General features: G+C 68.4%; 27 protein-coding genes and 1 tRNA gene. 10 read left to right on the forward strand and 18 right to left on the reverse strand.

Annotated elements, in window-relative coordinates; all coding sequences use genetic code 11:
- Together Q0916_RS10990 and Q0916_RS10995 are read left to right on the forward strand one after the other, a co-directional pair.
- On the forward strand, nt 1–540 hold a 540-nt coding region (locus tag Q0916_RS10990; RefSeq protein WP_299237312.1), incomplete at its 5' end, for a helix-turn-helix domain-containing protein.
- Between the two features lie 221 nt (nt 541–761).
- Nucleotides 762–1,022 (forward strand): HalOD1 output domain-containing protein, encoded by a 261-nt coding sequence (locus Q0916_RS10995; protein ID WP_299237313.1) that lies wholly within the window; start codon nt 762–764, stop codon nt 1,020–1,022.
- A gap of 89 nt (nt 1,023–1,111) precedes the next feature.
- On the opposite strand, the gene gcvPB is transcribed toward Q0916_RS10995, so the two are convergent.
- The 3 genes from gcvPB to Q0916_RS11010 form a co-directional block, all read right to left on the reverse strand.
- Nucleotides 1,112–2,599 (reverse strand): aminomethyl-transferring glycine dehydrogenase subunit GcvPB, encoded by a 1,488-nt coding sequence (gcvPB, locus tag Q0916_RS11000; RefSeq protein ID WP_299237314.1) that lies wholly within the window; start codon nt 2,597–2,599, stop codon nt 1,112–1,114.
- Complete coding sequence (gcvPA, locus tag Q0916_RS11005; RefSeq protein WP_299237315.1) at nt 2,596–3,924, reverse strand: aminomethyl-transferring glycine dehydrogenase subunit GcvPA; 1,329 nt, start codon at nt 3,922–3,924, stop codon at nt 2,596–2,598. The genes gcvPB and gcvPA overlap by 4 nt, the downstream gene beginning before the upstream one ends.
- A 148-nt stretch (nt 3,925–4,072) precedes the next feature.
- The gene (locus Q0916_RS11010; RefSeq protein ID WP_299237316.1) at nt 4,073–4,453 is read right to left on the reverse strand and encodes a hypothetical protein; all 381 of its coding nucleotides are present in this window, start codon (nt 4,451–4,453) and stop codon (nt 4,073–4,075) included.
- Between the two features lie 118 nt (nt 4,454–4,571).
- Here Q0916_RS11010 and Q0916_RS11015 point away from each other — a divergent pair, with 118 nt between their 5' ends.
- Both Q0916_RS11015 and Q0916_RS11020 read left to right on the forward strand, forming a co-directional pair.
- Nucleotides 4,572–5,255, forward strand: a complete 684-nt coding sequence (locus Q0916_RS11015) for an SOS response-associated peptidase (protein WP_299237317.1) — start codon at nt 4,572–4,574, stop codon at nt 5,253–5,255.
- Between the two features lie 70 nt (nt 5,256–5,325).
- The gene (locus Q0916_RS11020; RefSeq protein WP_299237318.1) at nt 5,326–6,039 is read left to right on the forward strand and encodes a fumarylacetoacetate hydrolase family protein; all 714 of its coding nucleotides are present in this window, start codon (nt 5,326–5,328) and stop codon (nt 6,037–6,039) included.
- On the opposite strand, the gene Q0916_RS11025 is transcribed toward Q0916_RS11020, so the two are convergent.
- Both Q0916_RS11025 and Q0916_RS11030 read right to left on the reverse strand, forming a co-directional pair.
- Nucleotides 6,036–6,467: a universal stress protein gene (locus Q0916_RS11025; RefSeq protein WP_299237319.1), complete on the reverse strand. Its 432-nt coding sequence runs from the start codon at nt 6,465–6,467 to the stop codon at nt 6,036–6,038. The two genes, Q0916_RS11020 and Q0916_RS11025, sit on opposite strands and share 4 nt — an antisense overlap.
- A gap of 85 nt (nt 6,468–6,552) precedes the next feature.
- Nucleotides 6,553–6,750, reverse strand: coding sequence for a hypothetical protein (locus Q0916_RS11030; protein WP_299237320.1), 198 nt, complete (start codon nt 6,748–6,750; stop codon nt 6,553–6,555).
- A 113-nt stretch (nt 6,751–6,863) separates the two neighbouring features.
- Between Q0916_RS11030 and Q0916_RS11035 the strand changes: the two genes are divergently transcribed.
- Together Q0916_RS11035 and Q0916_RS11040 are read left to right on the forward strand one after the other, a co-directional pair.
- Nucleotides 6,864–7,007 carry a hypothetical protein gene (locus Q0916_RS11035; RefSeq protein ID WP_299237321.1) on the forward strand — a complete coding sequence of 48 codons (144 nt, stop codon included), beginning with the start codon at nt 6,864–6,866 and terminating at the stop codon, nt 7,005–7,007.
- A 15-nt stretch (nt 7,008–7,022) separates the two neighbouring features.
- On the forward strand, nt 7,023–7,352 hold the full coding sequence (locus Q0916_RS11040) for a DUF5658 family protein (RefSeq protein WP_299237322.1): 330 nt from the start codon (nt 7,023–7,025) through the stop codon (nt 7,350–7,352).
- Nucleotides 7,353–7,392: 40 nt separating this feature from the next.
- Here Q0916_RS11040 and Q0916_RS11045 read toward each other — a convergent pair whose 3' ends face one another.
- Nucleotides 7,393–7,515 carry a hypothetical protein gene (locus tag Q0916_RS11045; protein ID WP_299237323.1) on the reverse strand — a complete coding sequence of 41 codons (123 nt, stop codon included), beginning with the start codon at nt 7,513–7,515 and terminating at the stop codon, nt 7,393–7,395.
- A gap of 162 nt (nt 7,516–7,677) precedes the next feature.
- Between Q0916_RS11045 and Q0916_RS11050 the strand changes: the two genes are divergently transcribed.
- Nucleotides 7,678–8,799: a thiamine pyrophosphate-dependent dehydrogenase E1 component subunit alpha gene (locus tag Q0916_RS11050; RefSeq protein WP_299237324.1), complete on the forward strand. Its 1,122-nt coding sequence runs from the start codon at nt 7,678–7,680 to the stop codon at nt 8,797–8,799.
- On the opposite strand, the gene Q0916_RS11055 is transcribed toward Q0916_RS11050, so the two are convergent.
- Together Q0916_RS11055 and Q0916_RS11060 are read right to left on the reverse strand one after the other, a co-directional pair.
- A complete protein-coding gene (locus Q0916_RS11055) occupies nt 8,796–10,169 on the reverse strand; it encodes a cytochrome P450 (protein WP_299237325.1) in 1,374 nt (457 codons plus the stop codon). The genes Q0916_RS11050 and Q0916_RS11055 overlap by 4 nt on opposite strands.
- 107 nt (nt 10,170–10,276) lie before the next feature.
- Nucleotides 10,277–11,464: a redox-regulated ATPase YchF gene (locus Q0916_RS11060; protein ID WP_299237326.1), complete on the reverse strand. Its 1,188-nt coding sequence runs from the start codon at nt 11,462–11,464 to the stop codon at nt 10,277–10,279.
- Between the two features lie 208 nt (nt 11,465–11,672).
- Here Q0916_RS11060 and eif1A point away from each other — a divergent pair, with 208 nt between their 5' ends.
- The gene (eif1A, locus tag Q0916_RS11065) at nt 11,673–11,957 is read left to right on the forward strand and encodes a translation initiation factor eIF-1A (protein WP_299237327.1); all 285 of its coding nucleotides are present in this window, start codon (nt 11,673–11,675) and stop codon (nt 11,955–11,957) included.
- A gap of 113 nt (nt 11,958–12,070) precedes the next feature.
- On the opposite strand, the gene Q0916_RS11070 is transcribed toward eif1A, so the two are convergent.
- Together Q0916_RS11070 and Q0916_RS11075 are read right to left on the reverse strand one after the other, a co-directional pair.
- Nucleotides 12,071–12,424 carry a hypothetical protein gene (locus Q0916_RS11070; RefSeq protein ID WP_299237328.1) on the reverse strand — a complete coding sequence of 118 codons (354 nt, stop codon included), beginning with the start codon at nt 12,422–12,424 and terminating at the stop codon, nt 12,071–12,073.
- Between the two features lie 67 nt (nt 12,425–12,491).
- Nucleotides 12,492–13,793 carry a M28 family metallopeptidase gene (locus Q0916_RS11075; RefSeq protein ID WP_299237329.1) on the reverse strand — a complete coding sequence of 434 codons (1,302 nt, stop codon included), beginning with the start codon at nt 13,791–13,793 and terminating at the stop codon, nt 12,492–12,494.
- A 150-nt stretch (nt 13,794–13,943) separates the two neighbouring features.
- Here Q0916_RS11075 and Q0916_RS11080 point away from each other — a divergent pair, with 150 nt between their 5' ends.
- Nucleotides 13,944–15,194, forward strand: coding sequence for an MFS transporter (locus tag Q0916_RS11080; RefSeq protein ID WP_299237330.1), 1,251 nt, complete (start codon nt 13,944–13,946; stop codon nt 15,192–15,194).
- Between the two features lie 95 nt (nt 15,195–15,289).
- Here Q0916_RS11080 and Q0916_RS11085 read toward each other — a convergent pair.
- The 5 genes from Q0916_RS11085 to Q0916_RS11105 all read right to left on the reverse strand — a co-directional run bounded on the left by Q0916_RS11085 (nt 15,290) and on the right by Q0916_RS11105 (nt 18,556).
- Nucleotides 15,290–15,360: transfer RNA gene (locus Q0916_RS11085), tRNA-Pro, on the reverse strand.
- Nucleotides 15,361–15,413: 53 nt separating this feature from the next.
- Nucleotides 15,414–16,292 carry an RNA-guided pseudouridylation complex pseudouridine synthase subunit Cbf5 gene (locus tag Q0916_RS11090; RefSeq protein ID WP_299237331.1) on the reverse strand — a complete coding sequence of 293 codons (879 nt, stop codon included), beginning with the start codon at nt 16,290–16,292 and terminating at the stop codon, nt 15,414–15,416.
- Between the two features lie 2 nt (nt 16,293–16,294).
- Entirely contained in the window at nt 16,295–16,873 is a 579-nt protein-coding gene (cmk, locus tag Q0916_RS11095) for a (d)CMP kinase (RefSeq protein WP_299237332.1), read from the reverse strand.
- Nucleotides 16,874–16,957: 84 nt separating this feature from the next.
- Nucleotides 16,958–17,860, reverse strand: coding sequence for a DUF106 domain-containing protein (locus Q0916_RS11100; protein WP_299237333.1), 903 nt, complete (start codon nt 17,858–17,860; stop codon nt 16,958–16,960).
- A gap of 78 nt (nt 17,861–17,938) precedes the next feature.
- Nucleotides 17,939–18,556, reverse strand: coding sequence for an adenylate kinase (locus tag Q0916_RS11105; protein WP_299237334.1), 618 nt, complete (start codon nt 18,554–18,556; stop codon nt 17,939–17,941).
- An 85-nt stretch (nt 18,557–18,641) separates the two neighbouring features.
- On the opposite strand from Q0916_RS11105, the gene Q0916_RS11110 reads away from it, so the two are divergent.
- Complete coding sequence (locus Q0916_RS11110; RefSeq protein ID WP_299237335.1) at nt 18,642–18,986, forward strand: hypothetical protein; 345 nt, start codon at nt 18,642–18,644, stop codon at nt 18,984–18,986.
- A 48-nt stretch (nt 18,987–19,034) separates the two neighbouring features.
- Here the strand turns inward: Q0916_RS11110 and Q0916_RS11115 are convergent, their stop codons facing one another.
- The 3 genes from Q0916_RS11115 to trkA all read right to left on the reverse strand — a co-directional run bounded on the left by Q0916_RS11115 (nt 19,035) and on the right by trkA (nt 23,705).
- Nucleotides 19,035–20,702 carry a potassium channel family protein gene (locus Q0916_RS11115; RefSeq protein WP_299237336.1) on the reverse strand — a complete coding sequence of 556 codons (1,668 nt, stop codon included), beginning with the start codon at nt 20,700–20,702 and terminating at the stop codon, nt 19,035–19,037.
- Nucleotides 20,703–20,864: 162 nt separating this feature from the next.
- The gene (locus tag Q0916_RS11120; RefSeq protein ID WP_299237337.1) at nt 20,865–22,367 is read right to left on the reverse strand and encodes a TrkH family potassium uptake protein; all 1,503 of its coding nucleotides are present in this window, start codon (nt 22,365–22,367) and stop codon (nt 20,865–20,867) included.
- Nucleotides 22,368–23,705: a Trk system potassium transporter TrkA gene (gene trkA, locus Q0916_RS11125; RefSeq protein ID WP_299237338.1), complete on the reverse strand. Its 1,338-nt coding sequence runs from the start codon at nt 23,703–23,705 to the stop codon at nt 22,368–22,370.
- Nucleotides 23,706–23,994 lie beyond the last annotated feature (289 nt).

Here is a 23,994-nt window from a genome sequence, read left to right on the forward strand (position 1 = left end):
TTCGCGCGATTGACCGGAGAAAACGTGACTCACGAGGCGTTCGAAGCTGCTGGTTTCGATCCAGAGACGGTTGTTTTGAGCGACTCTCGAAATTGTATCCACTGTAAAATCCCGGTGCGGAACAGCAGCTTTTGCGAGAAACTGACCGATCAAGGAGCTGCGATAAATCAGATCACAAACGCTTCCGAGTCCAACGAGATCGTGGTTTCAGTAACCGTGCCATTCACAGTCGACGTCGGGGAATATCTGAGTTCACTCCGGGAAGACTACAGCGATCTCACCCTGTTATCCAAACTGGATAGTGAGCGGGGAGAAACCAATACCTCGCTCTCAGCACGTCTTGATGGAGCTCTTACCGCCCGGCAAGAAGAAGTCTTGCAGACGGCGCTCTACGCAGGGTATTTTAATTGGCCGCGGGATGCAGATTCGACGTCGATTGCCGAGACTCTCGATATCGCACAGTCAACGTTCAACCAGCATCTTCGAGCTGCTGAGTCTAATCTGCTGACGACTCTCTATCAGGATTCAACCGAACCGTGACCTGGCTCAGAGCCACATTCTGAGGTATTCAGACTGCCCTGCCTGTGGCCAGTCGGAGAACTGGCTGCAAATAGCGATCCTTTCCATATAGGCATTAAATTTGGTAGCCCGATATTAGAGGGCAGAAGACGTTTGATTATAGAATAGATGTATCCTGTATGGCCAAAAGCTCTCCGCACCGAGAGTCTGAACCTACGGGATGGAGTACAGATTCCCAAGTAGTGCGTGAATTTGACAGACCTGTCTGTGTTTCGGATGCGGTCATTGAGACAGTTATGAAAGCAGTCGAAGACTGGCCGGAGCTCAGCAGATCACCTCCGGTGTTGGAATTCGTTGATGCAGACAAATTAGATGGCTTGTTCAAAACTCGTACAGTCGAGGAGACCAGTCATATGCCCTCTGTGGAGTTTCTCTTTCAGGACGCACTTGTGACGATCATGTACGCATCAACGGTGCGTGTCATCGTCGAACGAGACGCGTGAGTGAGAATAGCCCTGCTAATCCCGGTGTGGTCTCAACTTCCAAGATCGCGGGCCGCCGGGCGGCACCCGGCGGACGAACGCGAGAGGCGCTACTCGTCGTCGAGGGCGTGCCACGACAGCCGCGGGTTCCGTGCCGCTGACGCCTGGTCGATCCGGCGGGCGGCCGTCCGGTTCGGCGCGTCCGCAAGCGTGTCGTCGTCGTCGGCGCGAGCGGCGTTGAACGCCGCGGCCAGCTGGTCAAGCGTCCGCTTTCGCTCCGCCTCGGTCGGCTCGGTCATCAGCGCCTCCGAGACGATCTCCGGCCACTTCGTCGTCGGCGGGTGGACGCCGTAGTCCAGCATTCGTTTCGCAACGTCGGCGGCGTCCTGTTTGCCGGCGCTGGCGACGAACTCGTGGTGGAACGGTCCGAAGGGGATCTCGTAGTCGACCCGTTCGGCGAGGTAGTTCGCGTTGAGGACGGCTTTGGCGCTCGCGTCCGTCAGCCCCTCCTCGCCGAGCCGCGAGATGTACGCGTAGGTCTTCAACAGCACGAGCCAGTTGCCCTCGTACCCGTGGACCTTCCCGATGGTCTGGTCGGGCGTGTACCGCTCGTAGCCGTCCTCGGCCTGTCGGACGTGCGGGTCCGGGAGAAAGGGCGCCAGGTCCGCGACCACACCGACCGGGCCGGCCCCCGGACCGCCGCCGCCGTGCGGCGTTGCGAACGTCTTGTGGACGTTGTAGTGCATCACGTCGAACCCCATGTCGCCGGGGCGGCCGCGTCCGAGCAGCGCGTTGAGGTTCGCGCCGTCGTAGTACAGCAGTCCGCCGACGTCGTGGACCATCCCCGCTATCTCGACGATGTCGCGCTCGAACAGGCCGAGCGTGTTGGGGTTGGTCAGCATCAGCGCTGCGGTCTCCTCGGAGAGCGCGGCGTCGAGCGCCTCGAGGTCGACGCGGCCGTCCTCGGCGCTCGGCAGCTCGACGACGTCGTACCCCGCCATGGCGGCGCTCGCGAAGTTGGTTCCGTGGGCCGACTCCGGGACGATCACCTCGCTTCGCTCGTCGCCGTTGGCCTCGTGGAAGGCCCTGGCGACGAGTATCCCCGTGAACTCGCCGGCGGCGCCGGCCGGCGGCTGGAGGGTCACGGCGTCCATCCCGCCGATCGTCGCGAGCTGCGCTTGGAGCCGGTAGCGGAGCGCCAACACGCCCTGGACGGACCGCGTGGAGCGGTCGGGGTGGACGGAGGCCTCGGGGTGGGCCGCGACGTCCTCGGTGAACTTCGGGTTGTACTTCATCGTACAGGACCCGAGCGGGAACGGCCCGGAGTCCACGCCGTAGTTCATCTCCGAGAGCCTGGTGTAGTGTCGGGCCAGCGTCGGCTCCGAGACCGCCGGCAGCGTCAGTTCCTCGCGCGTCAGGTCGTCGGGCAGCGGCGACTCGACCGCGACGCGCTCGGTGTTCTTCTCGGACAAAAGCGGCTCGTACGCCTCCTCGCCGGCGCTCCAGCGGGCCTGATCGTAGGCGAGACGGTCCGCGTCGTCCGCGTCGTTTGCGCCGTCGGCGTCGTCCGCGCTGTCGGCCCCGTTCGGCGGCGTCATCGGGCGGCCTCCCGGAGGGCCTCGACGAACCCATCGAGGGTCCCGTCGTTCGTTTCGGTGACACAGACCTGTATCTCGTGTTCGCCGACGGCGTGGACGGCGTAGCCCGCGGCTTCGAGGTCCTCGCGGACGGCGGCGGCCGGCTGGTCGGTGCGGGCGAGGAACTCCCGGAAGTGGTGTCGGTCGTGGACCGGGGCTTTGATGCCCCCGATGTCGTCGACCCGCTCGGCGAGCGTCTCGGCCCGGGTGACACACTCGTTTGCGAGTTCGGTGAGCCCCTCCGGACCGAGCCAGGCCGCGTGCATCGCGATGCGGAGGGCGACCCACGCCTGGTTCGTACAGATGTTCGAGGTCGCCCGCTCGCGGCGGATGTGCTGTTCGCGGGTCTGCAGCGTCAGGGTGTACGCCCGCCGGCCGCGTTCGTCCTCGCCGGCGCCGACGAGACGGCCGGGGACCTGACGGAGAAACGCCTCCCGGCAGGCGAAGAGGCCGGTCCCCATGCCGTATGCCGACGGGAGGCCGAGCGTCGACGCGTCGCCGATGACGACGTCCGCCCCGGCGTCGGCCGGGCGCTCTAGCACCGACAGCGCGATCGGGTCCGATCCGACGGCGAACAGCGCGTCGTGGTCGGCCGCCAACCCGCCGATCGATCCCAGCCGCTCTTCGATAACGCCCCGGACGGTCGGGGTCTCGGCGTACACCAACAGCGTTTCGTCGTCGATCGACGCCTCGAGCGCCCCGAGGTCGGCGATGCCGTCGGTCATCGGGTAGGACTCGACGTCGATGTCGTGGCCGATCAGGTAGTTCGAGAGGGTTCGGCGGCGGCCCTCCTGGAGGTGTTCGGGCACGAGGATCCGGTCGCCGTCGGCCTCCCGGACGCGGACGGCGAGCGTCGCCGCCTCGCCGAGGGCCGTCGCGGCGTCGTACATCGAGCAGTTCGCGACGCCGAGTCCGGTCAACTCGACGATCATCGATTGGTACTCGAAGAGCGCCTGTAGGAACCCCTGGGCGACCTCGGGTTGGTACTGGGTGTAGCTCGTCAGGAACTCCGAGCGGGCCGACAGTCGGTCGACGAGCGACGGGACGTAGTGGTCGTAGTGGCCCCGGCCGAGGAACTCGACGAGGTCGTCGTTGCGGCTCAGCGTGCGATCGACGAGCGCCCGCACCGTCCGCTCGTCCTTCGGGTCGATGTCGAGCGATCCGTCGAACCGGACCGACTCCGGGATGTCGAAGAGGGCCGCCTCGGTGTCGACCCCGACCGCCGATAGCATCGCCGCCGTCTCTGCGTCCGTGTGTGACGCGTAGGGGCTGCCGTTCGTTGTCATGAGAACGTGTCGTTGACGGCGGTTGGCACCGGGAGGTAATAGGGGTTGTGAGAGCACGAACCGGACGGGGTCGGCGGTCGCGCGGCGCGTCTCGGCTCCGGCGTGGGGCGATGGCCGTCGGCTGCGCGGCCCGGCCGCCGCGGGCGCGTCAGTCCGTCCGGCAGGCGACGTTCCAGGACGTCTCCGAGGACTCACACAACCGTTCGTAGAAGGCCCGAAGCCCGTCGCGCTCGGTCTCCGGCAGCACGTACAACTCGACGGCACCGTCCCGGACCGCCGCCCGGAACGTGTCGCCGGTCCGGTCGTCGTGAACGAGATACAGCGGCATCGGGAGGTCGAACCAGTCGCCGTACCGGTACGGGGGGCGGCGGAGAACCGCCTCGACGAGCGCCCGGAGCGCGTCGTCGTCGTACTCTCCGGCCGGCGTCAGCGAGAACACCGTCTGGCCCTCGTACTCGACGCCGCCGCGCCGGGGGTAGCGCCTGGTCGGGCGCTTCGGGATGGCGAACGTCGGCTGGTCGTCGGCCACGGGCGTTGTACGTCGTCAGATGGGTTAAATTCGCCGGCGAACGACCAATGGGGGCGTCGGGTCCGGCGGCCTAGCGCCCGGCGTCAGCTATAACGAGCGGGAGGCCGTGTCCGTCGGTATGTGTGGACGATACAGCCTCTTCACCCCACGGGGCGATCTCGAAGCGCGCTTCGACGCGGCGTTCGAGGGGTTCGAGCCGCGGTACAACGCCGCCCCGGGACAGTCGCTGCCGGTCGTCACCGACGCCGATCCGGACCGCGCCCGGTGGCTCGAGTGGGGTCTCGTTCCGCGGTGGGCAGACAGCGCCAGCGACTCCCATATCAACGCCCGCGCCGAGACGGTGGCCGACAAGCCCGCCTTCGCCGAGGCCTACGAGCGCCGGCGCTGTCTCGTCCCCGCCGACGGGTTCTACGAGTGGGTCGATGACGGGGGCGGAACGCAGCCCTACCGGGTCGCATACGACGACGACCGGCCGTTCGCGATGGCCGGCCTCTGGGAGCGCTGGACGCCGGAGACCCGACAGGCGGGCCTCGGCGATTTCGGCGACGGGGCCTCGGAACCGACCGACGGCGGTCCGATCGAGACGTTCACCGTGATAACGACGGAGCCGAACGAGGTCGTCGAGCCGCTCCACCATCGGATGGCGGTCATCCTCGGGCCGGAGGAGGAAGACGAGTGGCTCGCCGGCGGGGACGTGCCGCTCGATCCGGCGCCGCCGTCGGGGCTCCGTTCGTACCCCGTCTCGACCGCGGTCAACAGCCCCGCAAACGACGACCCGGAGCTGATCCGACCGCTCGAGTGATCGCGCCGGGGATCCGCCGCGTCGGCGGCGATGTCACAACACCTAACAGACCGGCGGACGGCACACGGGCATGAAACGCGCACGCATCGAGACGGCCGATGGGGTGTTCGAAGGCGAGTACGACGACGGGACCGTCCGCACCGACGCGGGGGTCTACGAGCCCGAGGCGTACGACCTGCTCGCCCCGTGTGAGCCCTCGGCGTTCTACTGCGTGGGCCGGAACTTCGGCGAGAAGGTGGCCCAGATGGACTACGAGATCCCCGAGGAGCCGGACTTTTTCATCAAGCCGCCGGTGTCGTTGCACCCGCCCGAGGAGCCGATCCCGTACCCGAGCTTTTCGAGCGAGGTGACCTACGCCGGGGAGCTGGCGGCGGTCATCGACACGGGGTGCAAACGCGTCGACGAGAGCGACGTCGACGATGTTGTCCGGGGGTACACGATCCTCAACGACCTCGATTGCCTGGACCAACAGCGCCGGACGGCGCGAAAGGCCTTCGACGCCTCGGGGCCGCTGGGGCCGGTCGTCGCGGACGTCGAGCCGGTCGGTCTCGACATGACGACGCACATCAACGGCGAGCGGCGACAGGCGGACAACACCGAGAACATGTTCATCCGACCGCGGGAGGTCGTCTCGTTTCTCTCCGAGCGGTTCACGTTTCGGCCGGGCGACGTCGTCAGCTTCGGGAGCCCGGCCAACCCCGGGGTGATCGAGCCCGGCGACGAGATCGAGATTCACTACGAGGGGATCGGAACGCTCAGAAACACCGTCGGGGAGCCGTCTTAGCTGATATCGACGACGAGGACGGGGCGGTCGGCCTTCTTCACCACGCGCTCTGTCGTGCTGCCGAGGTTGAGCCGCTTTTCGCGCCCCGTCCGGGCGTGGGTGCCGAGGACGAGCAGGTCGATCGAGGCCTCCTCGGCGTACGAGAGGATCTCGCGGTGGGGGACGCCCTCGGGGGTCGCCGTCGTCACGGAGACGTCGGGATCGTCGATCCGGGCCCGCAGCTCCTCGACGGCGGTCGAGGCCTCGTCGACGAGTCGCGCCCGGACGTCGGGTTTCTCGTCGGCGTCGGCGGCGAGGACGACGCGTCTGTCGATCACCGAGACGACGTGCAAGTCGGCCCCGTACGCCGTCGCGGCGGCGTGTGCGTGATCCAGCGCCTCGACGGCACCGTCGCTTCCGTCGGTCGGCAACAGAACGGAGTCGTACATGACACGCTCTCCGAGTCCCACCCACTTCAAACGGGCCGTCTCGCGTCTCGAGGGGCGGGCGGGCTCGGCTCCGGCGGTCGGCGCGTCACCCCCAGGCCTCGACGACGATCGCCTTCGACCCGCAGAACAGACACGAATCGCCGTGTCGAAGCGCCGCGAGCTGCCGGCCGCAGCGCAGACAGTGCAACAGCTCTCTGTCCCCGCGCGCCAGTTCGCGCTCGATCTCCTCGGATTGGGGCGGGATCGCGTGCTTCGGCCGGCGGAGGTCTCGGGACCCCGACACGGGCGTGTTACCGCGCCGCGCGCTAATATGGGTTGCCGTACCGACAACCGGGTGCCGACTCAGCGCTCGAAACCGAGAGGGCGTTGAAATACGGACGCGGCGTACGACCGCGCATGGCAGCCGACACCCCACGGACGGTCGAGACGGTCGCGACCGAGGGCGGCGAGGCGTACATCTCCCCGATGGCGGACTTTCTCGTGATCTCGCTTTTCGTCGTGGTGCTCGCGGTCGCCGCCGGTGCCGTTATACTGCCGTAGCTTCAGGGGACGCGTGTGAGCGACGACACCGTGGCGGTCCTCGGTTCGAACGAGCGGCTCCTCTGGATCGCCGCCGTCGGGTTGTACGGGGTCGGTGACGCGGTGACGACCGTTCTCGGGCTCTCGAGTGGCGGCGTAGCGGAGGCCGGACCGATCGCGAAACCGCTCGTCGAGGCCCACGGAAGAATCGCGCTCGTCGGCATCAAACTCGTCGTCTTCCCGGCGTTTTACGTCGTCTGGCGGGCGCTCGAGACGCCGGGGCGCGTCGCGGTCCCGTTCGCGCTGGCGCTCGTCGGCGGCGTGGTGACGGTCTGGAACGGCCTCGTCATCGCCGGCGTCGTCTGAGCGCGGCCGACGCGTCGGGGCTCGCTGTGCTCGGGGACGCTCAGAGGAGCGCGGTTCCGAGCCGATAAAACACGCCTAGGAGGAATATCGCGACGAGGACAGCCGTCGTTGCGACGACGATGGGCGAGAGCCGCTGTTCGTCCTCGACGATGTAGTCTTTCATGAGCGGTGATCCGGTGTTGCGCTTTTGAGTGGTGCGGTTACTTATGCGTAGCGTTTCGCCCCCGAACGCCGGAACCGATCGCGGGTCGCACCCACGACGATCGCGGACCGCTCCGGGGTGGACGGACCACAGAGCTATGGTGTGGGCGTCCACATTCGCGGTATGGAGTTCGAAGAGGCGGACGTACACCGGCGGCTCGACGCCGACGGCCGGCCGCTGGAGGACGGCTACGAGCCGCCCGTGTCGGACGAGCGGCTGGTCGAGCTGTACCGCGACATGCGCCTCGCCAGGCACTTCGACGAGCGCATGATAAGCCTCCAGCGGCAGGGTCGACTCGGGACCTACGCCTCGCTCGCCGGCCAGGAGGGCTCACAGCTCGGCTCGATGTACGCGCTGAGCGAGGACGATTGGGTGCTGTACCAGTACCGCGAGCACGGTGCGGTGATCGACCGCGGCGGGCTCGCGGAGTACATCCGGTACTGGATGGGCCACGAGGAGGGAAACGCCGCGTTAACAGAGCACAACATCGCGCCGCTGAACATCGGCGTCGGGTCGCACATCCCGCACGCGGTCGGGATGGCCTGGGCGTCGAAGCTCCGCGGCGACGACGGGGTCGTCGTCTGTCATTTCGGGGAGGGATCGACGAGTCAGGGGGACTTCCACGAGGGGCTCAACTTCGCCGGCGTCTTCGACGTGCCCGCCGTGTTGGTGTGCAACAACAACCAGTGGGCGATCTCCGTGCCGGCGGGGACACAGACGGCGAGCGAGAGCTTCGCAAAGAAGGCCGAGGCGTACGGCTTCCCCGGCGTCCGGGTCGACGGGATGGATCCCATAGCGACCTTCGAGGTCGTCGCCGAGGCGCGAAAGCGGGCCGAGGCCGTCACGGAAAGTCGCCCGGAGTCGGCGGCGGAGGGGGCCGCGGGCCCGACACTCGTCGAGGCCGTCCAGTACCGCTTCGGCGCGCACACGACGGCGGACGACCCCTCGGCGTACCGCGACGACGCGGAGGTCGAACGCTGGAAGCGTTGGGACCCGATCCCACGGTTGGAGACGTTCCTCCGCGAGCGGGGGAGTCTCGACGACGAGCGGGCCGACGCGATCGAAACGGACGTCACGGAGGCGGTCGCCGAGGCGATCGACCGCGCCGCGGACGTCGAGACCGATCCTGACGACCTCTTTGCGGACGCCTACGCCGACCTCCCCGAGCGGGTCCGGGAGCAGCGCGAGTACCTGCGCCGACTGCGCGAGAAACACGGGGACGAGGCGCTGTTGGAGGACAGTTAGCGGGACGCCCGCGGTCCGGTTCGGTCCGCCGTGGCGGCCGGCGCGACCGTCGCCGACACGCCGTCGGCGGGGCGGAGCGTCGGCGTCAACCGGAGATCGTCCAGGGCGTCCTCGGGAACGTCGATGTCGAACTCCCGGGTCAGCCGAGCCAGGACGAGCGTCGCGCCGGCCAGCGCGAACCCCTGTCCGACGCAGGCGTGTGGCCCCGACGAGAAGGGGCGGTAGGCCGCCGTCTCGTTCGGGGTCGTCCGCGTCCAGCGGTCGGGATCGAACGTCTCTGGATCCTCAAAGTACCGGCCGTCGCGGTGGATCGTCCAAAGCGGCATGATCACCGCCGACCCGTCGGCGATCCGGTAGCCGCCGAGTTCGGCGTCGCCGTCGGCCCGTCTGAAAACGGCCCACGCGGGCGAGTACAGCCGGAGCGCCTCCCGGTAAACCCGCTTCGTGTACTCGAGGCTGGCCAGGTCGTCCCGGGTCGGCGGCCCCTCGCCGAGGGTCGCACGCGCCTCGGCCCGGACCCGTCGGCGCGCCTCGGGGTGCCACGAGAGCAGGCTCAGCGCGTACGTGAGGCTCAGAGCCGTCGTCTCGTGGCCGGCGATGAGGAAGGTCGCGACCTCGTCGCGGATCTGGTTTTCGGGGTACTCGACCTCGGGGTCGTCCTCCCGCCGGAGCAGCATCGTGAGCATGTCGGGCCGGTCGGGGGCCTCGCCGGCGGCGAGGGCTGCCCGCCGTTTCTCGATGAGGTCCTCGCTCAGCCCCCGGATGCCGGCCGCCGCCGCCTCGAACTCGGGTGAGACGGCGTTCGGCACCCAGTCCGGGAGCACCGTTTCGAGGCCGAACTCGAACTCCTCGCCGGCGGCGCGCATCCAGCCGTGGAACCGGTCGGCCCGCTCGGCGCCGATGTCCTCGCCGAGGATCGTCTCGGAGGCCACGCGGAGCGTGATCGACGTCATCTCGCGGTGGAGGTCCGTCTCGTGGTCGCCGGCGTCCGCCCACTCGGCGGCGCGGTCGTGGACCCGGCGACCGGTCGCGTTCGCGTAGGCGGTCACCTGCCGCCCGCCGAAGGCGGGGGCCATGACCGAGCGCTGTTGGGACCAGAGGTCGCCCTCGCTCTGTACGAGCCCGTTTTGGGCGATCATCGCAGCAGCGCCCTGCGCCGGGACCCGGCGGAACGTGTCGGGCCGATCGAGGGCCTCGCCGACGAGTTCCGGGTTGGTCAACACGACGAGCGGCGCGCGCCCGGGGATCGGGATCGCCGTTCCGTCCTCGAATCGGGCCTGGACGCCCTCGAGGAACCGGGCGGTCCCCGTGCCGAACCGCAGAGCGTTGAGCACGCCGGACTCGGGCGGGGCCGGGAGGGATCGAGACATACTACTTGGTTGGACCGAGCCCTATTGTGGCTTTCGCGCCCGGAAGCGTCTCCGGGTTCCGGGGGACGGCGGACGGTAGGCGAGCGACGACGGACGGCGGCAAGCGCTCAGGTCGTCGTCGTGATCTCGATGACGTCGCGGTGTGTGAGCTCCGTGTCGGCGCCGATCTGTCGGCTCGACCGGACGTCGTGGGCGTGCAACAGCCCGTCGCCGATGTCGGTGTGAAGCGAGTACGCGAACTCCTCGACGGTCGACCCCTCGGGGAAGACGAAACAGTCCTGCAGGAACGAGCCGTCCTCTGCCGGCGCGCGCGCACCGGGGAAGACGGCGATCGCGCCCAACTCCTCGAACAGCGCGGCCTCGAGGGCGCGCTGGACGCCGGTCCCGCCGAACCGCTCGAGGAAGGTCTCGATCTCCGCGAGGCCGGCGCGCTCCTCGGCCGGGAGGTCCCCCGTGACGTCGAACGCGTCGTCCCCGGGGCGGTACTCGAGGGCGCCGGTCTCGTCGCCGCGCTTGAGGGCCTTCTCGGCGTGGGCCGACACGGGGACGATCGTCAGGTGCTCGTAGTCGGGGTCGGCCGCGATCTCGGCGTAGCGCTCCTGTGCGGCCTCTGTGTCGGCTTTGTTCGCCGCGATCAGTATCGGCTTCGTCCGGATCCGGATCTCGCGGGCGAGCGCCTCCCGGTCCGCGTCGTCCCACGCCGCGGGATCGGACCCGAGATCGGACGCGAGGAGGACCTGCGAGAGCTCCGTTTCGTCGATGCCGAAGGCGGACATCTGCTCGGCGAGGTCGGCCTCGATCGCCCGCTCGGCGCCGTCGTAGCCCGAGCGGTGGCGCTCGATTCCCTTCTCGAGGACGTCGAGGTACCACATGTCGAGTTCGGTCTCGAGGAAGTCGATGTCCTCGCGGGGGTCGTGGTCCTCTGTCGGTTCGCCGTTCAGGTCGGTCCGGCCGGTGAAATCGACGACGTGGATCAACACGTCGGCCTCGTTGAGGTCCGTCAGGAACTGGTTTCCGAGGCCTCTTCCCTCGTGGGCGCCGGGGACCAGCCCCGCGACGTCGACGAGTTTCGTCGGAACGAACCGGACGCCCTCGGCGCAGTAGCCGTGGTTCGGCGTGCACTCGCGGCCGAACTCCGGGGCCGCACACTCGACACGGACGTACGCCTCGCCGACCGCGGGGTCGATCGTCGTGAAGGGGTAGGCGCCCTCGGGGACGTCGTTCATCGTCGCGGCGTTGAAGAAGGTGGACTTGCCGACGGAGGGCTTGCCGACGAGCCCGATCGTGTAGCTCATTGTGCGTACGGAGCCGAACGAGCCGCTAAAGGGTTATCAAACGCCGCGAGCGTGCGAACGAGTATCACGCGACCGGTAGAGGGATCGGCGGGCCAGGGCCAACCGGGGGCGCGTCCTCGCCGTCCGGGTCGGTCCCGCGTTCGGTCGCCGTGCGTCGGGGTCTCACCCCTCCCGCACGCTTTTATGCGCGGGAGGGCGTAGATACGCCGTGAGCGAAGAGTCAGGGCGGAAGAACCTACGGATGCCCAACGACGACGAGCTGTTCGCGGTGGTAACCCAACACGACGGGGGGAACCACGTCCGCGTGCAGTGTGAGGACGGCAAAAGCCGGATGGGCCGGATCCCCGGCCGCATGAAGTACCGGGTCTGGATCAACGAGGGCGACACGGTCCTCGTCGAGCCCTGGGACTGGCAGGACGAGAAGGCCAACATCGAGTGGCGCTACGACAGCCAGGACGCCGAACAGCTGCGCCGCGAAGGCCACATCGAGTAAACTCCGTACGCCTCCGCAGGCGCCGGGTCGTGGGGCTCCGCGTTCCGCGTCTTACGTTCGCGTGAGGACGTTTCTCGGTCGCTCGGTCGCCGAGCGGCGCGAACGCCGTCGCCTCAGCGATCGGGCGCGATCGTCGTCGCCTCGCCGTCGGCGCTCGAAACCGTCACCTCGTGGTCGGTGTGTCGGGCGTGGGTCTCGGCCCACCGGCGCGCGGGGCGTTCCGTGAGAAACTCGTCGCCGTCGGGACAGCTCTCGCAGGCGACGATCCAGGGTCTGACGTCGTCCGGGAAGTGCCCGGTGTGTCGCTTGTGATCGAGCGCGAAGCGCTCGACGGCGCGGTTGCCGACCCGGAGCGTGTCGAGTTCGTACTCGAGGTTCCACTCGGTACCGCACTGGCGGCACGCGACGGTGGGGGTGTCGTCGATGCCGTCCGGCGAGCGCTGGCCACCGTCGGACCCGTCTGGCACGACCGGGAGTTCGGTTCGGTCGCATAAATATACCTCGGGACGGACGTCGACCCGGACGCTCGACCGGTCAGTACGGCCAATCGCCGATGACCCGCATCCCCTCCGCGAGGTCCTCCGCCGCGAGTTGCTCGGCGATCGCGTCGGGCGATCGGTGCGCGATCGCCGTCTCGGCGTCGGCGAGTTCGACCGTCAGTTCCGTCAGCAGGATCGCCTGCTCGCGGAGCGTCCGGGCCTCGAGTTTGTCGATCGTGTCGGCGTGGGTGTGGCCCCACCCGCGGCCCCGATCGCCCGTGCTCGATCTGACGTGGTACCCGGGGACCCCTCGGGTGACGTACGGCCAGTGGTCGCTGTGTGGGTTCAGTTCCGGCGGCGCGCGGATCGGGTGGTCGGTCCGGTCGGCGACCCGCTCGACGGCGTCGACGAGGCCGTCGAACCCGTGGGCGTGACAGACGAGCGTCCGATCGCGGACGACGCCGTCGTTGTTCAGGACGGCTTTGATCCGCTCGGGGTCGCGTCGGTCGGCGTCGCGCGTCGACCCGACGAGACCGACCTCCTCCGCGCCGAAGACGAGACAGTGGACCCGCGTATCGAGGTCCCCTTCGCGGTCGGCGAGCGCGCGGGCGACCTCGAGGACGACGGCCGTTCCGGCGGCGTTGTCGGTCGCCCCCTCGGAGATGTCGTGGGCGTCGACGTGGCTCGTCAACAGCACCGCCCGCTCCGTGTCGGGGCCGAGTTCGGCGTGGACGTTGTGACTCCTCGCGGGGGCGATGTCGGCGTCGACGGAGACGGTCACGGCGTCGCCGGAAAACCGGCGGCCGAGCCGCGCGCCGACTTCCTTCGAGACGCCGACGGCGGGGATCGAACCGATCGGCTCATCGTCGGTCCCGACGCTGCCCGTCGGCGGCAGACAGCCCTCGACGTGGTTGCGGTAGACGAACGCCGACGCGCCGGCCTCGACCGCGTGGTAGTACTTCTCGCGGCGGTGGACGTAGCGGCCGTAGTGTTCGGGCATGTCGCTCGCGACGAGAACGACCGCGCCCTCGAGGTCCCGCTCGAAGTCCGAGGGGAGCCCGTAGCCGAGATCGACGAGTTCCCCGGTCGCGTCGGCCGAGGGGCTCCGGGGCAGCGCGATCGCCTCGTGGGTCGATCCGCCGGCGCGGACGTCGGCCGATCCCCGCGTCCACCCCTGGATCTCGAAGGGCTCGAGGCGGGCGTTCCGGCACCCGACCGCCTCGAGCGCGTCCCGCGTTGCCTCGGCTGCGCGCCGCTCGCCGTCGCTGCCCGCCATCCGGTTGCCGGTGTCGACGAGGGTCTCTAAGTGGTTCCACCCGACGTCGCTCTCGAAGGTCCGTCCGATCCACGCGGACATGGGCGTGCTAACGGGGACGCGGATAAAAGCTATCGGGGCGAGCGCAGACGGCGCGGTCGGATCGCGTCGCGTCGAGACGGGCCGCCGCCGGGCGGTCGGGGCGAAACCCACACATTGAAGCCGCCGCTCGGTGGGAGATACGGACGCCGAATGTCCTTCGAACTCCGGGCCGAACTCGCCGATCGGGTGTACTACGGGTGGGTGATCGCGGTCGCCTGTTTTCTCGCCTCCGTCGTCGTCTTCGGGACGACGTACGCCTTCGGCGTGTTCTACGACGCGTTCATCGCGGAGTTCGACAGCTCGCGGTCGGTGATCGCGCTCGTCTTCGGGCTCCAGACGGCCGTCCTTTATCTCGCCGCCGTCGGCGCCGGACGGCTGACGGAGCGTGTCGGACAGCGACGCGTCGCGGCGGGCTCCGCGGCCGTCCTCGTCGTCGGGCTCGTCTGGACGTCGATGGCGGGGTCCTACGCCGAGTTGCTCGTCGCCTTCGGGGTCCTCTCGGCCGTCGGCATGTCCGGGCTGTACATCGTCGGGTACGCGACGCTCCCGGCGTGGTTCGAGCGCCGCCGCGGGGCCGCCGCCGGGCTCGCCTCGGCCGGCCTCGGGGTCGGCCTCGTCGTCATTCCGCCGGGCGCCGACTACGCCATCTCCGCGTTCGGCTGGCGGGGGGCGATGCTCCTCGTCGCCGCCGCGGTCGCGGCGCTGTCGGTCGTCGTCGTCTCGCTTTTCGCCGACGGGCCGGAGGCGGTCGGGGCCGACCTCGGCGTCGAGTTCGCCGACCCCGAGGCGGTTCTTGCGGCCGACGCGACCGATGAGCGTGGCTACCTCGGGTCGGTGCTCCGGTCGGGCTCGTTTTGGCTCGTCTTCGCCGGATGGCTGTTGGTCTTCGCCCCGCTTTTCGCCGTGTTGAGCCACGTCGTGCTCCACGCGACGGACGTCGGCGTCGGCCGATCGACCGGCGTGTTCGCCATCGCGGTCGTCGGCGGGACGACGACGCTTGCGCGGTTCGGGATCGGCTGGCTCTCCGATCACCTCGGTCGGGTCCGGACGTTCGTCGCCTGTGCGCTGCTTTTGGGCGGCGCAACGGTGGGGCTCGGCCTCGCCTCGACGACCGGCCCGTTTCTCGCGTTCGTCACGGCGCTCGGCGTCGGCTACGGCGGGTGCGGGGGGTTACTCGGCGCGGTCACGGCGGACATCTTCGGCGACAGGTCGCTCAACACGCTGTTCGCGCTGCTTTCGGTCTCGTTTTCGGTTTCCGGGCTGCTCGCGCCCTCCCTCGCCGGCGTCTGGTTTCAGACCGCGGGGAGTTACCGGGGGGCGTTCGTCGTCGCTGGCCTCGTCGGGGCGCTCGGAGCCGCGGCCGTGTGGGTCGGCGTCGCCGTCCGCTCGCGGGGGTCCTGAGGGGGGCGAGAACGGTTTTTTGCGGACGCCGCGGGCCGCTCGACCGGAGCGCGTTCGGGGGCGTCGCTGCTCGAAAGCGGTTTACAGCGAGACGATGGGACCGCCGTGATTCGAACACGGGTCCAACGCACCCCATGCGCAGAGGATACCACTACCCCACGGTCCCTCGCGTGTCGACCGACGGCAGTCGGAGGTTTAGTCTCTTCGTTTCGGCCCGCCTCACACCAACACGCGCTCGGGATCGGCGACGAGACCGCCGTCGGCCTCGGGGTCACCGGCCAGGCGGCCGAGCGAGACGGCGGCGCCGTCGGGGGTGTAACAGGCCAGAAGCGACCCCGGTTCGGCGTCCCGTAGCGCGGCGTCGATCACGCCGGGAGCGTACACCGGCGCGCCGTTGGCGATCTCGGCGGCGGCGGAGGGCGCGACCGTCAGACTCGGGAGCCCCTCGAGGGCCCGCTCGGCCGGTGAGACGACGCTCTCGAGGAGTTCCGGGTCGTCGTTGTCCCGCCAGAAGGCGAGGCCGTCGGCGAGGTCCTCCATCGTCGAGAGCGTCGAGTCGTCGAAGCGGCCGGTTTTCGTCCGCCGGAGATCGCCCATGTGCGCCCCGGTGCCAAGCGCGAGGCCGAGGTCGTGACAGAGCTTCCGGACGTACGTCCCGCTCTCGCACTCGACGTCGAGCAGGACGCGGCGCTGGTCGCACTCGAGGGCCCGGAGTCGGTGGATCGTCCGGACGCGGAGCCGCCTCGCAACGGCCGATTTCCGCGGCGGTTTCTGGTACAGCGGGCCCTCGAACTCCTCGAGCGTCGACTCGAGGTCGGTCGGGGCCGGGGCGTGGAGTTCGAGCACCGAGACGTACCCCTTTCGGCTGTCGTCGAACACCTGCGCGAGGCGGGTCGCCGTTCCGGTCAACACCGGCAGACACCCGGTGACCTTCGGGTCGAGCGTGCCGGCGTGGGCCGCTCGTCCGACGTCGCACATGTCCCGGACCCACGCGGCGACCTGGTGTGCGGAGGGACCGGGCGGTTTGTCCAGGTTGATGACGCCGAAGTCCAACAGCGCCTCGGGCGATCTGTCGGCCGGCGGGCCGCGTCCGTCCATGATCAGAAGTCGTACTCGATCCCGTCGATCGGCGTTTTCCCCTCGTCGTCGCCGGGGTCGTACGCCTCGACGGCCATGATGACGACGTCGAGGACCGACCCGGGCGAAAAGCGCGCCGTGTTGAGCGAGAGGTCGTAGATCTCCAGGCTGTCGATGTCGATCCCGTAGTACTCGTCGTACCGCAGCGCCTCGCTGTCGGCGCGTTCGACGGTCTCCTCGCGGGCGGTCCCGATCGGCTTGTCCTCGCGGTCGGCGATCCGCTTCGAGCGGATGTCGAGGGGCGCGTCCAGCCAGATCCGGAAGTCGGCGTACTCGCCGGCCATCCAGCCGGCGAGTCTCGATTCGAGGACGAGTTCGTCGCGCTCGGCGGCGAGTTCGCGCTGTCGGCGGTCGAGATCGCGGTCGATGGCGTCGTCGCTCTCTGCGAGTTTGTTCAACTCGAGCGGCGTCAGGCCGCGTTCGTCGGCCAACTCCCGGAAGATGTCCCCGCCGCTGACGTGTTCGTACCCGAGTCTCTCGGACAACCCGGCGGCGACGGTGCTCTTGCCGCTGCCGGCGGGGCCGGAGATGGTTATCAACATACCGCTACTCCGCCGCTGTCGCTAAAAGACGTTGCCCTTCACGGCGGGGCGAGTCGGGGGTTCGGCCCCGAGGGTCCCGTCGGGCTACGTCGGGGTCGTCTGGATGTTCAGCGCCTTGCGGATGATCTGCGTGAACGACATCGAGCAGACGAAGTACCAGACGATCCACGCCTGGATCGGCCCGAGGATCGAGACGTTCCAGCCGACCTCGCCGGCGATCGGCAGCACGATCGGCGCGAGATCGAGCCCGGGGTACAGCGGCGCGCCGCGGAACCCGACCACGGCGTACATCCACAAAAAGACCGGGATCGTCAGCACCATGATCCAGACCATCGGTCGGAACTGCTCTTTGAACATCCCGAGGTTGTCCGTCATCGCCTCCATCTGCTCGTCTTGGATGCGCTCGAGGGCCTCGTCGTCGCCGCGCTCCTTGGCTTCCTTGCGCCGCTCTTGGATCTCCTTCATCCGGCTCTGGTAGGCGCCCATCACCTCCATGTCCATCAGATTCGACTGCAGGAGCGTCGAGTACAGCCCCGTAAAGAGCGCGAGCATCATCACGACGACGAAAAACGGGAGCAGATCCAACAGCGGCCCGAGGGCGATGTTGAGCGTGTCCGCGAGCGGTTCCCGGACCGATCGGAACGCGTACCCGGCGAAGAGCCCGATCGCGCCGACCGCGGCCACCTTGTCCCACTTCGACCACGAGGAGTCGGTGTCGGGCGCGTCGGGGAGTTCGAACTCGATGTCGTCGTCCTCTAGGGCGTTTCGGACCCCGTCGGGGTCGGCGACGTCGAACCCCTCGCCGTCGGAGTCGACGAGGACGCCCGTCTCGATGAGCCGACCCCACTGGCCGCTCGTCAGCTCGTCGGAGACGTCACCCCAGGCGACGGTTCCCTCGTCCGCCCGTTCGAGGAGGTACTCGATGGCGGACTCCATCTCCGCGTCCTCCGAGACGAGTTCCTGTATCTTCGAGGCCGTGCGTGTCATCGTCCGAGCGTTGTGTGTCGTGGGTAATCAACCTTTTACTCTCGCGGTCCGGGCCCGCCGTCGAGCGCGCGGCGTCGCTCAGGCGTCGTCGATCGCCGCCTTGAGATCCGTCCAGACGGCCTCCGGGGACTGCTCGCCGTCGATCCGGACGAGTTCGCCCGCCTCCTCGTAGTGCTCGATCACCGGCTGTGTGTTCTCCTCGAAGACCCGGAGGCGCTCGCGGACGGTGTCCTCGGTGTCGTCGTCGCGCTGGACGAGTCTGTCGGCGACCGCGTCATCGTCGGGCATGTCGAACTCGGTGTGGTAGATCTCCCCGGTCTCGGGGTCCACGCGGCGGCCGGTCAGCCGCCGCACGAGCTCCTCGCGGCCGACGTCGAGCGAGACGATGACGTCGAGGGCGGTGATCCCGTCGAGGTACTCCGCCTGCGAGAGGTTCCGGGGGTACCCGTCGAGGACGAACCCGTCGGCCTCGGAGACGGCCGCCTCGACGATCTCGTTGACGACCGGATCGGGGACGAGTTCGCCCGCCTCCATGTACTCTCTGGGCGTCCCGTGTTCGGTCTCCATGTCCTTGTTCGCGCGGAGCGCATCGCCCGTCGTGACGTGTTCGACGCCGTACGTCTCGGCGACGTTGCCCGATTGGGTGCCTTTTCCGGCGCCCGGCGGCCCGAGCAACAGGACCTTCGGTTGGCTCATACCGCCCGTACAGACCGCCACCTAAAAGAGTTGTCTGAACAGGACGAGCAGGGGGTTGATATGCCGCCGGACCCGACCGCAACGCGTGCCGACGGCGGCTGACACGCCGGGCGACCGCAAGCGGGAGTTCGTCCGCCGGATCGTCGAGTCCAGGCGGGCCGACGAGCCGGTCGTCTTCGAGGCCGAGGGCGTCACGGTCGAGTACGAGGACCGCGCGATCAGACTCGAGGCGACGCCGGCCGAACGGGAGCGTCTGGAGGGGCTGCTGGAGGCGTACCGGGTGTTCAAGACCGAACAGCCGGAAACGAGGAAGGCGCCCGACGGCGTCCGGTATCTCTCGGCCGTGACCGACGCGAAACGCGTCGCCGACTTCCTCGAGGCGCTCTTCCGGGAGGTCTACGAGCGCCCCGAGCGGTACGAACTCCGGTGAGCGCCGAGGGCTGCGACGACCCGAATCAGCGTCGGACGGCGCGTCGGGTCACTCGGCGGCCGAAGCGTAGCGCTCCGTGAACCGACGGACGTCGTCGTCCGTGCCCGCGACGACCAACTCGTCGTCCTCCTGGAGTCTGAACGTCCCGTCGAGGTCGACGTGGACCGTCTCGCCGCGCTTGACGACGACCACCGTACACCCGGTTTCCTCCCGGATGTTCGTGTCTGCGAGCGTCCGGCCCGCGAGCGCCGGGGCGGTCGTTCGGACGAGGTTCACGTTCGTGTCGACGGAGACGACGGTCCCGTCGTCGACGATCCGCGAGGCGATCGAGCGTCCGCTGACCGTCGCCAGCGAGAGGACGTAGTCCGCGCCGGCGCGGTAGGCCTTCTGTACGCCGTCGGCCTGCTCGGCCCGGACGATGGTTTCTGTCGTCGGGTCGACCTCCCTGACGACGAGCGTTGCGAACTCGGTGAGGCTGTCGTCCGGGAGCGCCAGGACGATCGCCGCGGCCGAGTCGATCCCGGCGGCCCGGAGCACCTCCGGTTCGGTCACGTCGCCGACGACGTCCACGCCGTCGTCGTCCCGCAGGTCGATCGTCGTGTACGGGATGTTCGCCTCCGAAAGCGCCGCACAGACGGTCTGTCCCACCTCGCCGTAGCCGACGACGATCACCTCCGTGGACTCGCTGCGGCGGGTGCGCGGCAGCGCCGTCGTCTTGAGCCGGTCGATCGCCTCGTTTTCGCCGGCCACGAGGAGGACGGTCCCGTCGGTGAGCGTCTTGTCGATCGGTGCCGGCGCCTCGAAGCGGCCCTGAAACCACGCCCCGATGACGTTCACGCCGTACTCCGCCCGGAGGTCGCTGTCGGCGATGGTCCGGCCGGCGAGGTGGCTGTTCCGGTCGACGGGGAGTTCGGCGACCTCGAAGTTCTCCCCGAGTCGGACGCTGTCACCGATGTCGGTGGAGACCCCCGTCGTGAGTTTGCTCGCGAGCCCCCGCCCGAGCGCCTGCCGCGGCGTCAGGACGTGATCGGCGCCCGCGAGTTCGTGGTACCGTCTCACGTCGGCGTCCTCGACGACGCTTATGACCGGGAGGTCCTCGCTCACCTCCTTCGAGGCGAGGACGATACTCGCGTCCACCTGATCGGAGAGGTCCGCGACGAGCGCCCTCGCGGTGGCAGCGTTCGCCGCCTCCAGGTCGGCCGTCGACTCCGGGTCGCCGTGGATGACGCGGTAGCCGTCCTCCCTGCGCTCGAGGGCGCGATCCCGGGACGGTTCGACGAAGACGTGCTCGATGCCGTTGGCGTCGAGTTCGTCGATCAGGGTCTCGGCCCGGGAGGTGTCCGAACAGACGACGACGTGGCCCGCCACGTCCGCGTCGAGGTCCGTCGGCGGCGACGGCGAGAGCGCCTCCTGAAGGAACGGGAGCAACACGGCCGGCAGCGCCAGAAAGAACAGGCCAACGCCGGTGATGTCCAGAACCATCACGAGGAGGTTCATCTCCGCGCTGGCCCACGGCGAGTCCGAGCCGTACCCGGTCGCCGTGAACGTCTCCACGACGACCTGCATGGAGTGCAGAATCGAGACTTCGGTCCCCGGCGGCGGGTACGGCCCGGGCTCGAAGGTCCGCATTCCGAAATCGTACACGACGGTCGAGGCGACGATCAACGCGACGATGAACAGGAAATAGTACGCTGCTCGACGCTTGATCCGGTCCATGCCAGCCGTTGAACCGAGGCGGTGAAAAACCTGTGCGGGCGCGGCGATCGTTCGGAAGCGATCACGGAGCGAGCCGGCACCGCCGGGCCGTCTCGGGCGTCTACCAGCGACCGCGGCCGTCGGGACCGTCCCGGCTATGAGGGGTGCGGTCGGCGCGTCCCGTTAGGACTTCCAGAAGGCCGCGGTAAAGAGCACGAGCACCGGGATGATCTCGATCCGGCCGACCCACATCAGGAGGATCATCGCCGTCTTCGTCGTCGTGGAGAACCCGTCGTAGGTGCCGAAGGGACCGGCCGCGCCGAACGCCGGGCCGATGTTGAGAAACGTCGAGGCCGCCGCCCCCATCGCCTCGAACTCGGAGACGTTCGTGCCGATCCGGGCCGAGTCGACGATGATGAGGATGGTGAACAGAAAGAAGATGACGATGCTCAAAAGCAGGTACGCGTAGATGTCCCGGATCGTCGCCTCGTCGACCGACCGCCCGGAGAGCCGGACCGGCCGGATCGCGTTCGGGTGAACGCTGGTAAAGAGGTTCCGCTTGAACGCCTTCAGCGCGACCAGCCACCGGAGGGACTTGATCGAGCAGGTGGTCGAGCCGACCATGCCGCCCAGAAACATGCACACGAAGAGCATGTGCTTTGCGGCCGCCGACCAGAGAGTGAAGTCGGTGCTCGCGTACCCGGTCGTCGTCACGATCGAGGCGACGTTAAAGACCGCGTGTCGGACCGTCGCCTCGGTGCTGAACTGCGTCGTGGAATCGAAGACCAGACTCGCGGCGACGACCGCCGAGAAGAAGGCGATGGTGCCGATGTAGAAGTGAAACTCCTCGCTTGTCAACAGCCGCATCGGGTCGCCGTGGATCGCGAAGTACATCAGCACGAAACTCGTCGATCCCGCGATCATGAAGGGGACGACGGCCCACTGGACGACCGGCGCGAACGCGCCGACGCTCGAGGGCTCGGGCGAAAAACCGGCGGTGGCGACCGAGGTGAAGGCGTGGGCAAAAGCGTTGTACGGGCCCATGTTCGGCGCGAGACCGGCGAGGTTGAGCCCGTAGTAGACGGCGACGGCGAGCGCCGTGAGCCCAAGATACAGCCCCCAGATGAGCCGGGCGGTCTCCGAGATCCGCGGGGTCAGCTTGTTGACGTTTCGGGTCTGGGATTCGCTCTCCATCAGCTGTGCGCCGCCGACCCCGAGTTCCGAGAGGATGGCCGTCGCGAGGATGAGGATGCCGAGCCCGCCGAGCCACTGGATGAGCTGTCGCCACATCAGCACCGAGCGGTCGTGGATCGAGAAGTCCTGGAGCGTCGTCGCCCCCGTCGTGGTCAGCCCGCTCATCGACTCGAACATCGCGTTGATCGGGTGTGCGATCGTCCCGGTGGAGGCGACGACGAACGGGATCGCGCCGACCGCCGCGACGAGAAGCCAGATGACCGCGACCGCGAGAAACGCCTCCCGCGGCCCGAGGCTGCTCGGATCGCCGGGGAGGGCCCGGAACCCGCCGCCGAGAAGCAACGACGCGGCGATGGCGACGAGAAACGGGGCGAGGGGTTCGCCGTACCAGAGGGCGACGACGAGCGGAACGACGAGCGGAACGGCGAGGTACAACAGCACCCGCCCGGTCAGATCGAGGCTCGTCCGCCAATCGACGCGGATTCGGACCATCTACGCCATCGTGGTGAGCTCCTCGACGAACGACGCCTCGGAGAACACCACGATGTGGTCGCCGGTGTACAGCTCCGTGTCGCCGCGGGGGGCGATCAGCTCGCCGTTTCTCGTGATCGCGCCGAAGACGACGTTCGCACCGAGGTCGGCCGCGACGTCTTTGATCGGTCGGTCTATCAGCTCGCTCGTGTCGCTCAGTTTGAGTTCCAACACCTCGGCTTGGTTGTTCTCTAAGAGCGCGATGTTCTCGGCGACGCCGCCGCGGGTGAAGCGGGTGATCTCCTCGGCCATCACCTGCCGGGGGTTGATCGCGACGTCGATGCCGATCTCCTCGAAGAGCGTCACGTACTCGCCGATGTCGACGACCGCGACAACGCGATCGGTCCCGAGTCGCTTTGCGAGCACCGAGACGAGGAGGTTCCGCTCGTCGCTCTCTAATGCGGCGACGACGACATCGGCCTCGTCGATATTTTCGCGGGCGAGGAAGTCCGTGTCCGTCGCGTCGTGTTCCATGACGAGCGTGTCCGGCAGTTCCTCTGCGAGATAGCGCGCCCGATCGGGGTCCTGCTCGATGATCCGCGGCGACAGCGAGCGCTCCTCGAGCAGGCGTGCGGTCTGGTAGCCGATCTCCGAGCCGCCGATGATGACGACCTCGTCGGCCTCGTCGGGTGTCGCCTCCGGGGCGATGTCGCTCGCGAACGCCTGGACGCTTTCGGGGCTTCCGATGACCACCGCCCGGTCGCCGGCCTCGATGCGGGTGGTCCCCTTTGCGAGGACGAGTTTGTCGTTGCGGAACAGCCCGGCAAAGGTCAGCGCGTCGAAGCGATCGGCTTCCGCGATCGTCTGTCCGGCGACCGGGCTCGTCTCGTTGATCTCGAACTCCGCCATCTGGACGAGCCCGCCCGAGAAGGGGTCGACGTCGATCGCGGAGGGCAGCCCGACGACGCGGACGATGTTCTCGGCGGTCAGCAGGTCCGAACAGACCATGAAGTCAACGCTGAAGGCCTTCTCGGTCAGCTCCCAGGTCCGGAGGTACTCGACGCGTTTCGTGCGGGCGATCGTGAAGGGGTCCGCCATCGTCTTGGCCGTTTCGCAGGCGACGAGGTTCGTCCGGTCGTTGTCGGTGCTGGCGATGAACAGGTCGGCCGATTCGATCTCGGCCGACCGGAGCGTCGTCAGGGTGGTCCCGTCGCCGGTGAGCGTCATCACGTCGAGGTCGTACTTCAGCTGTTCCGCCCGGTCCTCGTCGATGTCGATGACGACGACGTCGTGATCCGACGAGAGGTTCTTCGCGATCGAGGTCCCGACCTCGCCGGCCCCGACGATGACGGTGCGCATACTCCTCATGGTTCGGGGCGCCTGAAGTGAGTTACTATCCGGATGAAAAGCGGTGACACGGAGCCGTCGGCGCTCCGGAACAGACCGGTCTCACCGTCGGGGGTCTCGGTCCAACACGGCGCGGTGTAGCGCCGCCTTTGCGGAGGAGTACGGGAGCCAGCGGCCGGTAGAACGACGACCGAGACGGCTGAGACGGCTCAGACGGCCGAACGGTCGAGACTCGTTCATCGAGACCCGGGTGAACGACCGGGTACCGTCGAGGGACGCCTCAAAAGTTGGAGCCCCGGCG

It is taken from the genome of Natronomonas sp. (assembly GCF_028274965.1).
Classification (GTDB): domain Archaea; phylum Halobacteriota; class Halobacteria; order Halobacteriales; family Haloarculaceae; genus Natronomonas.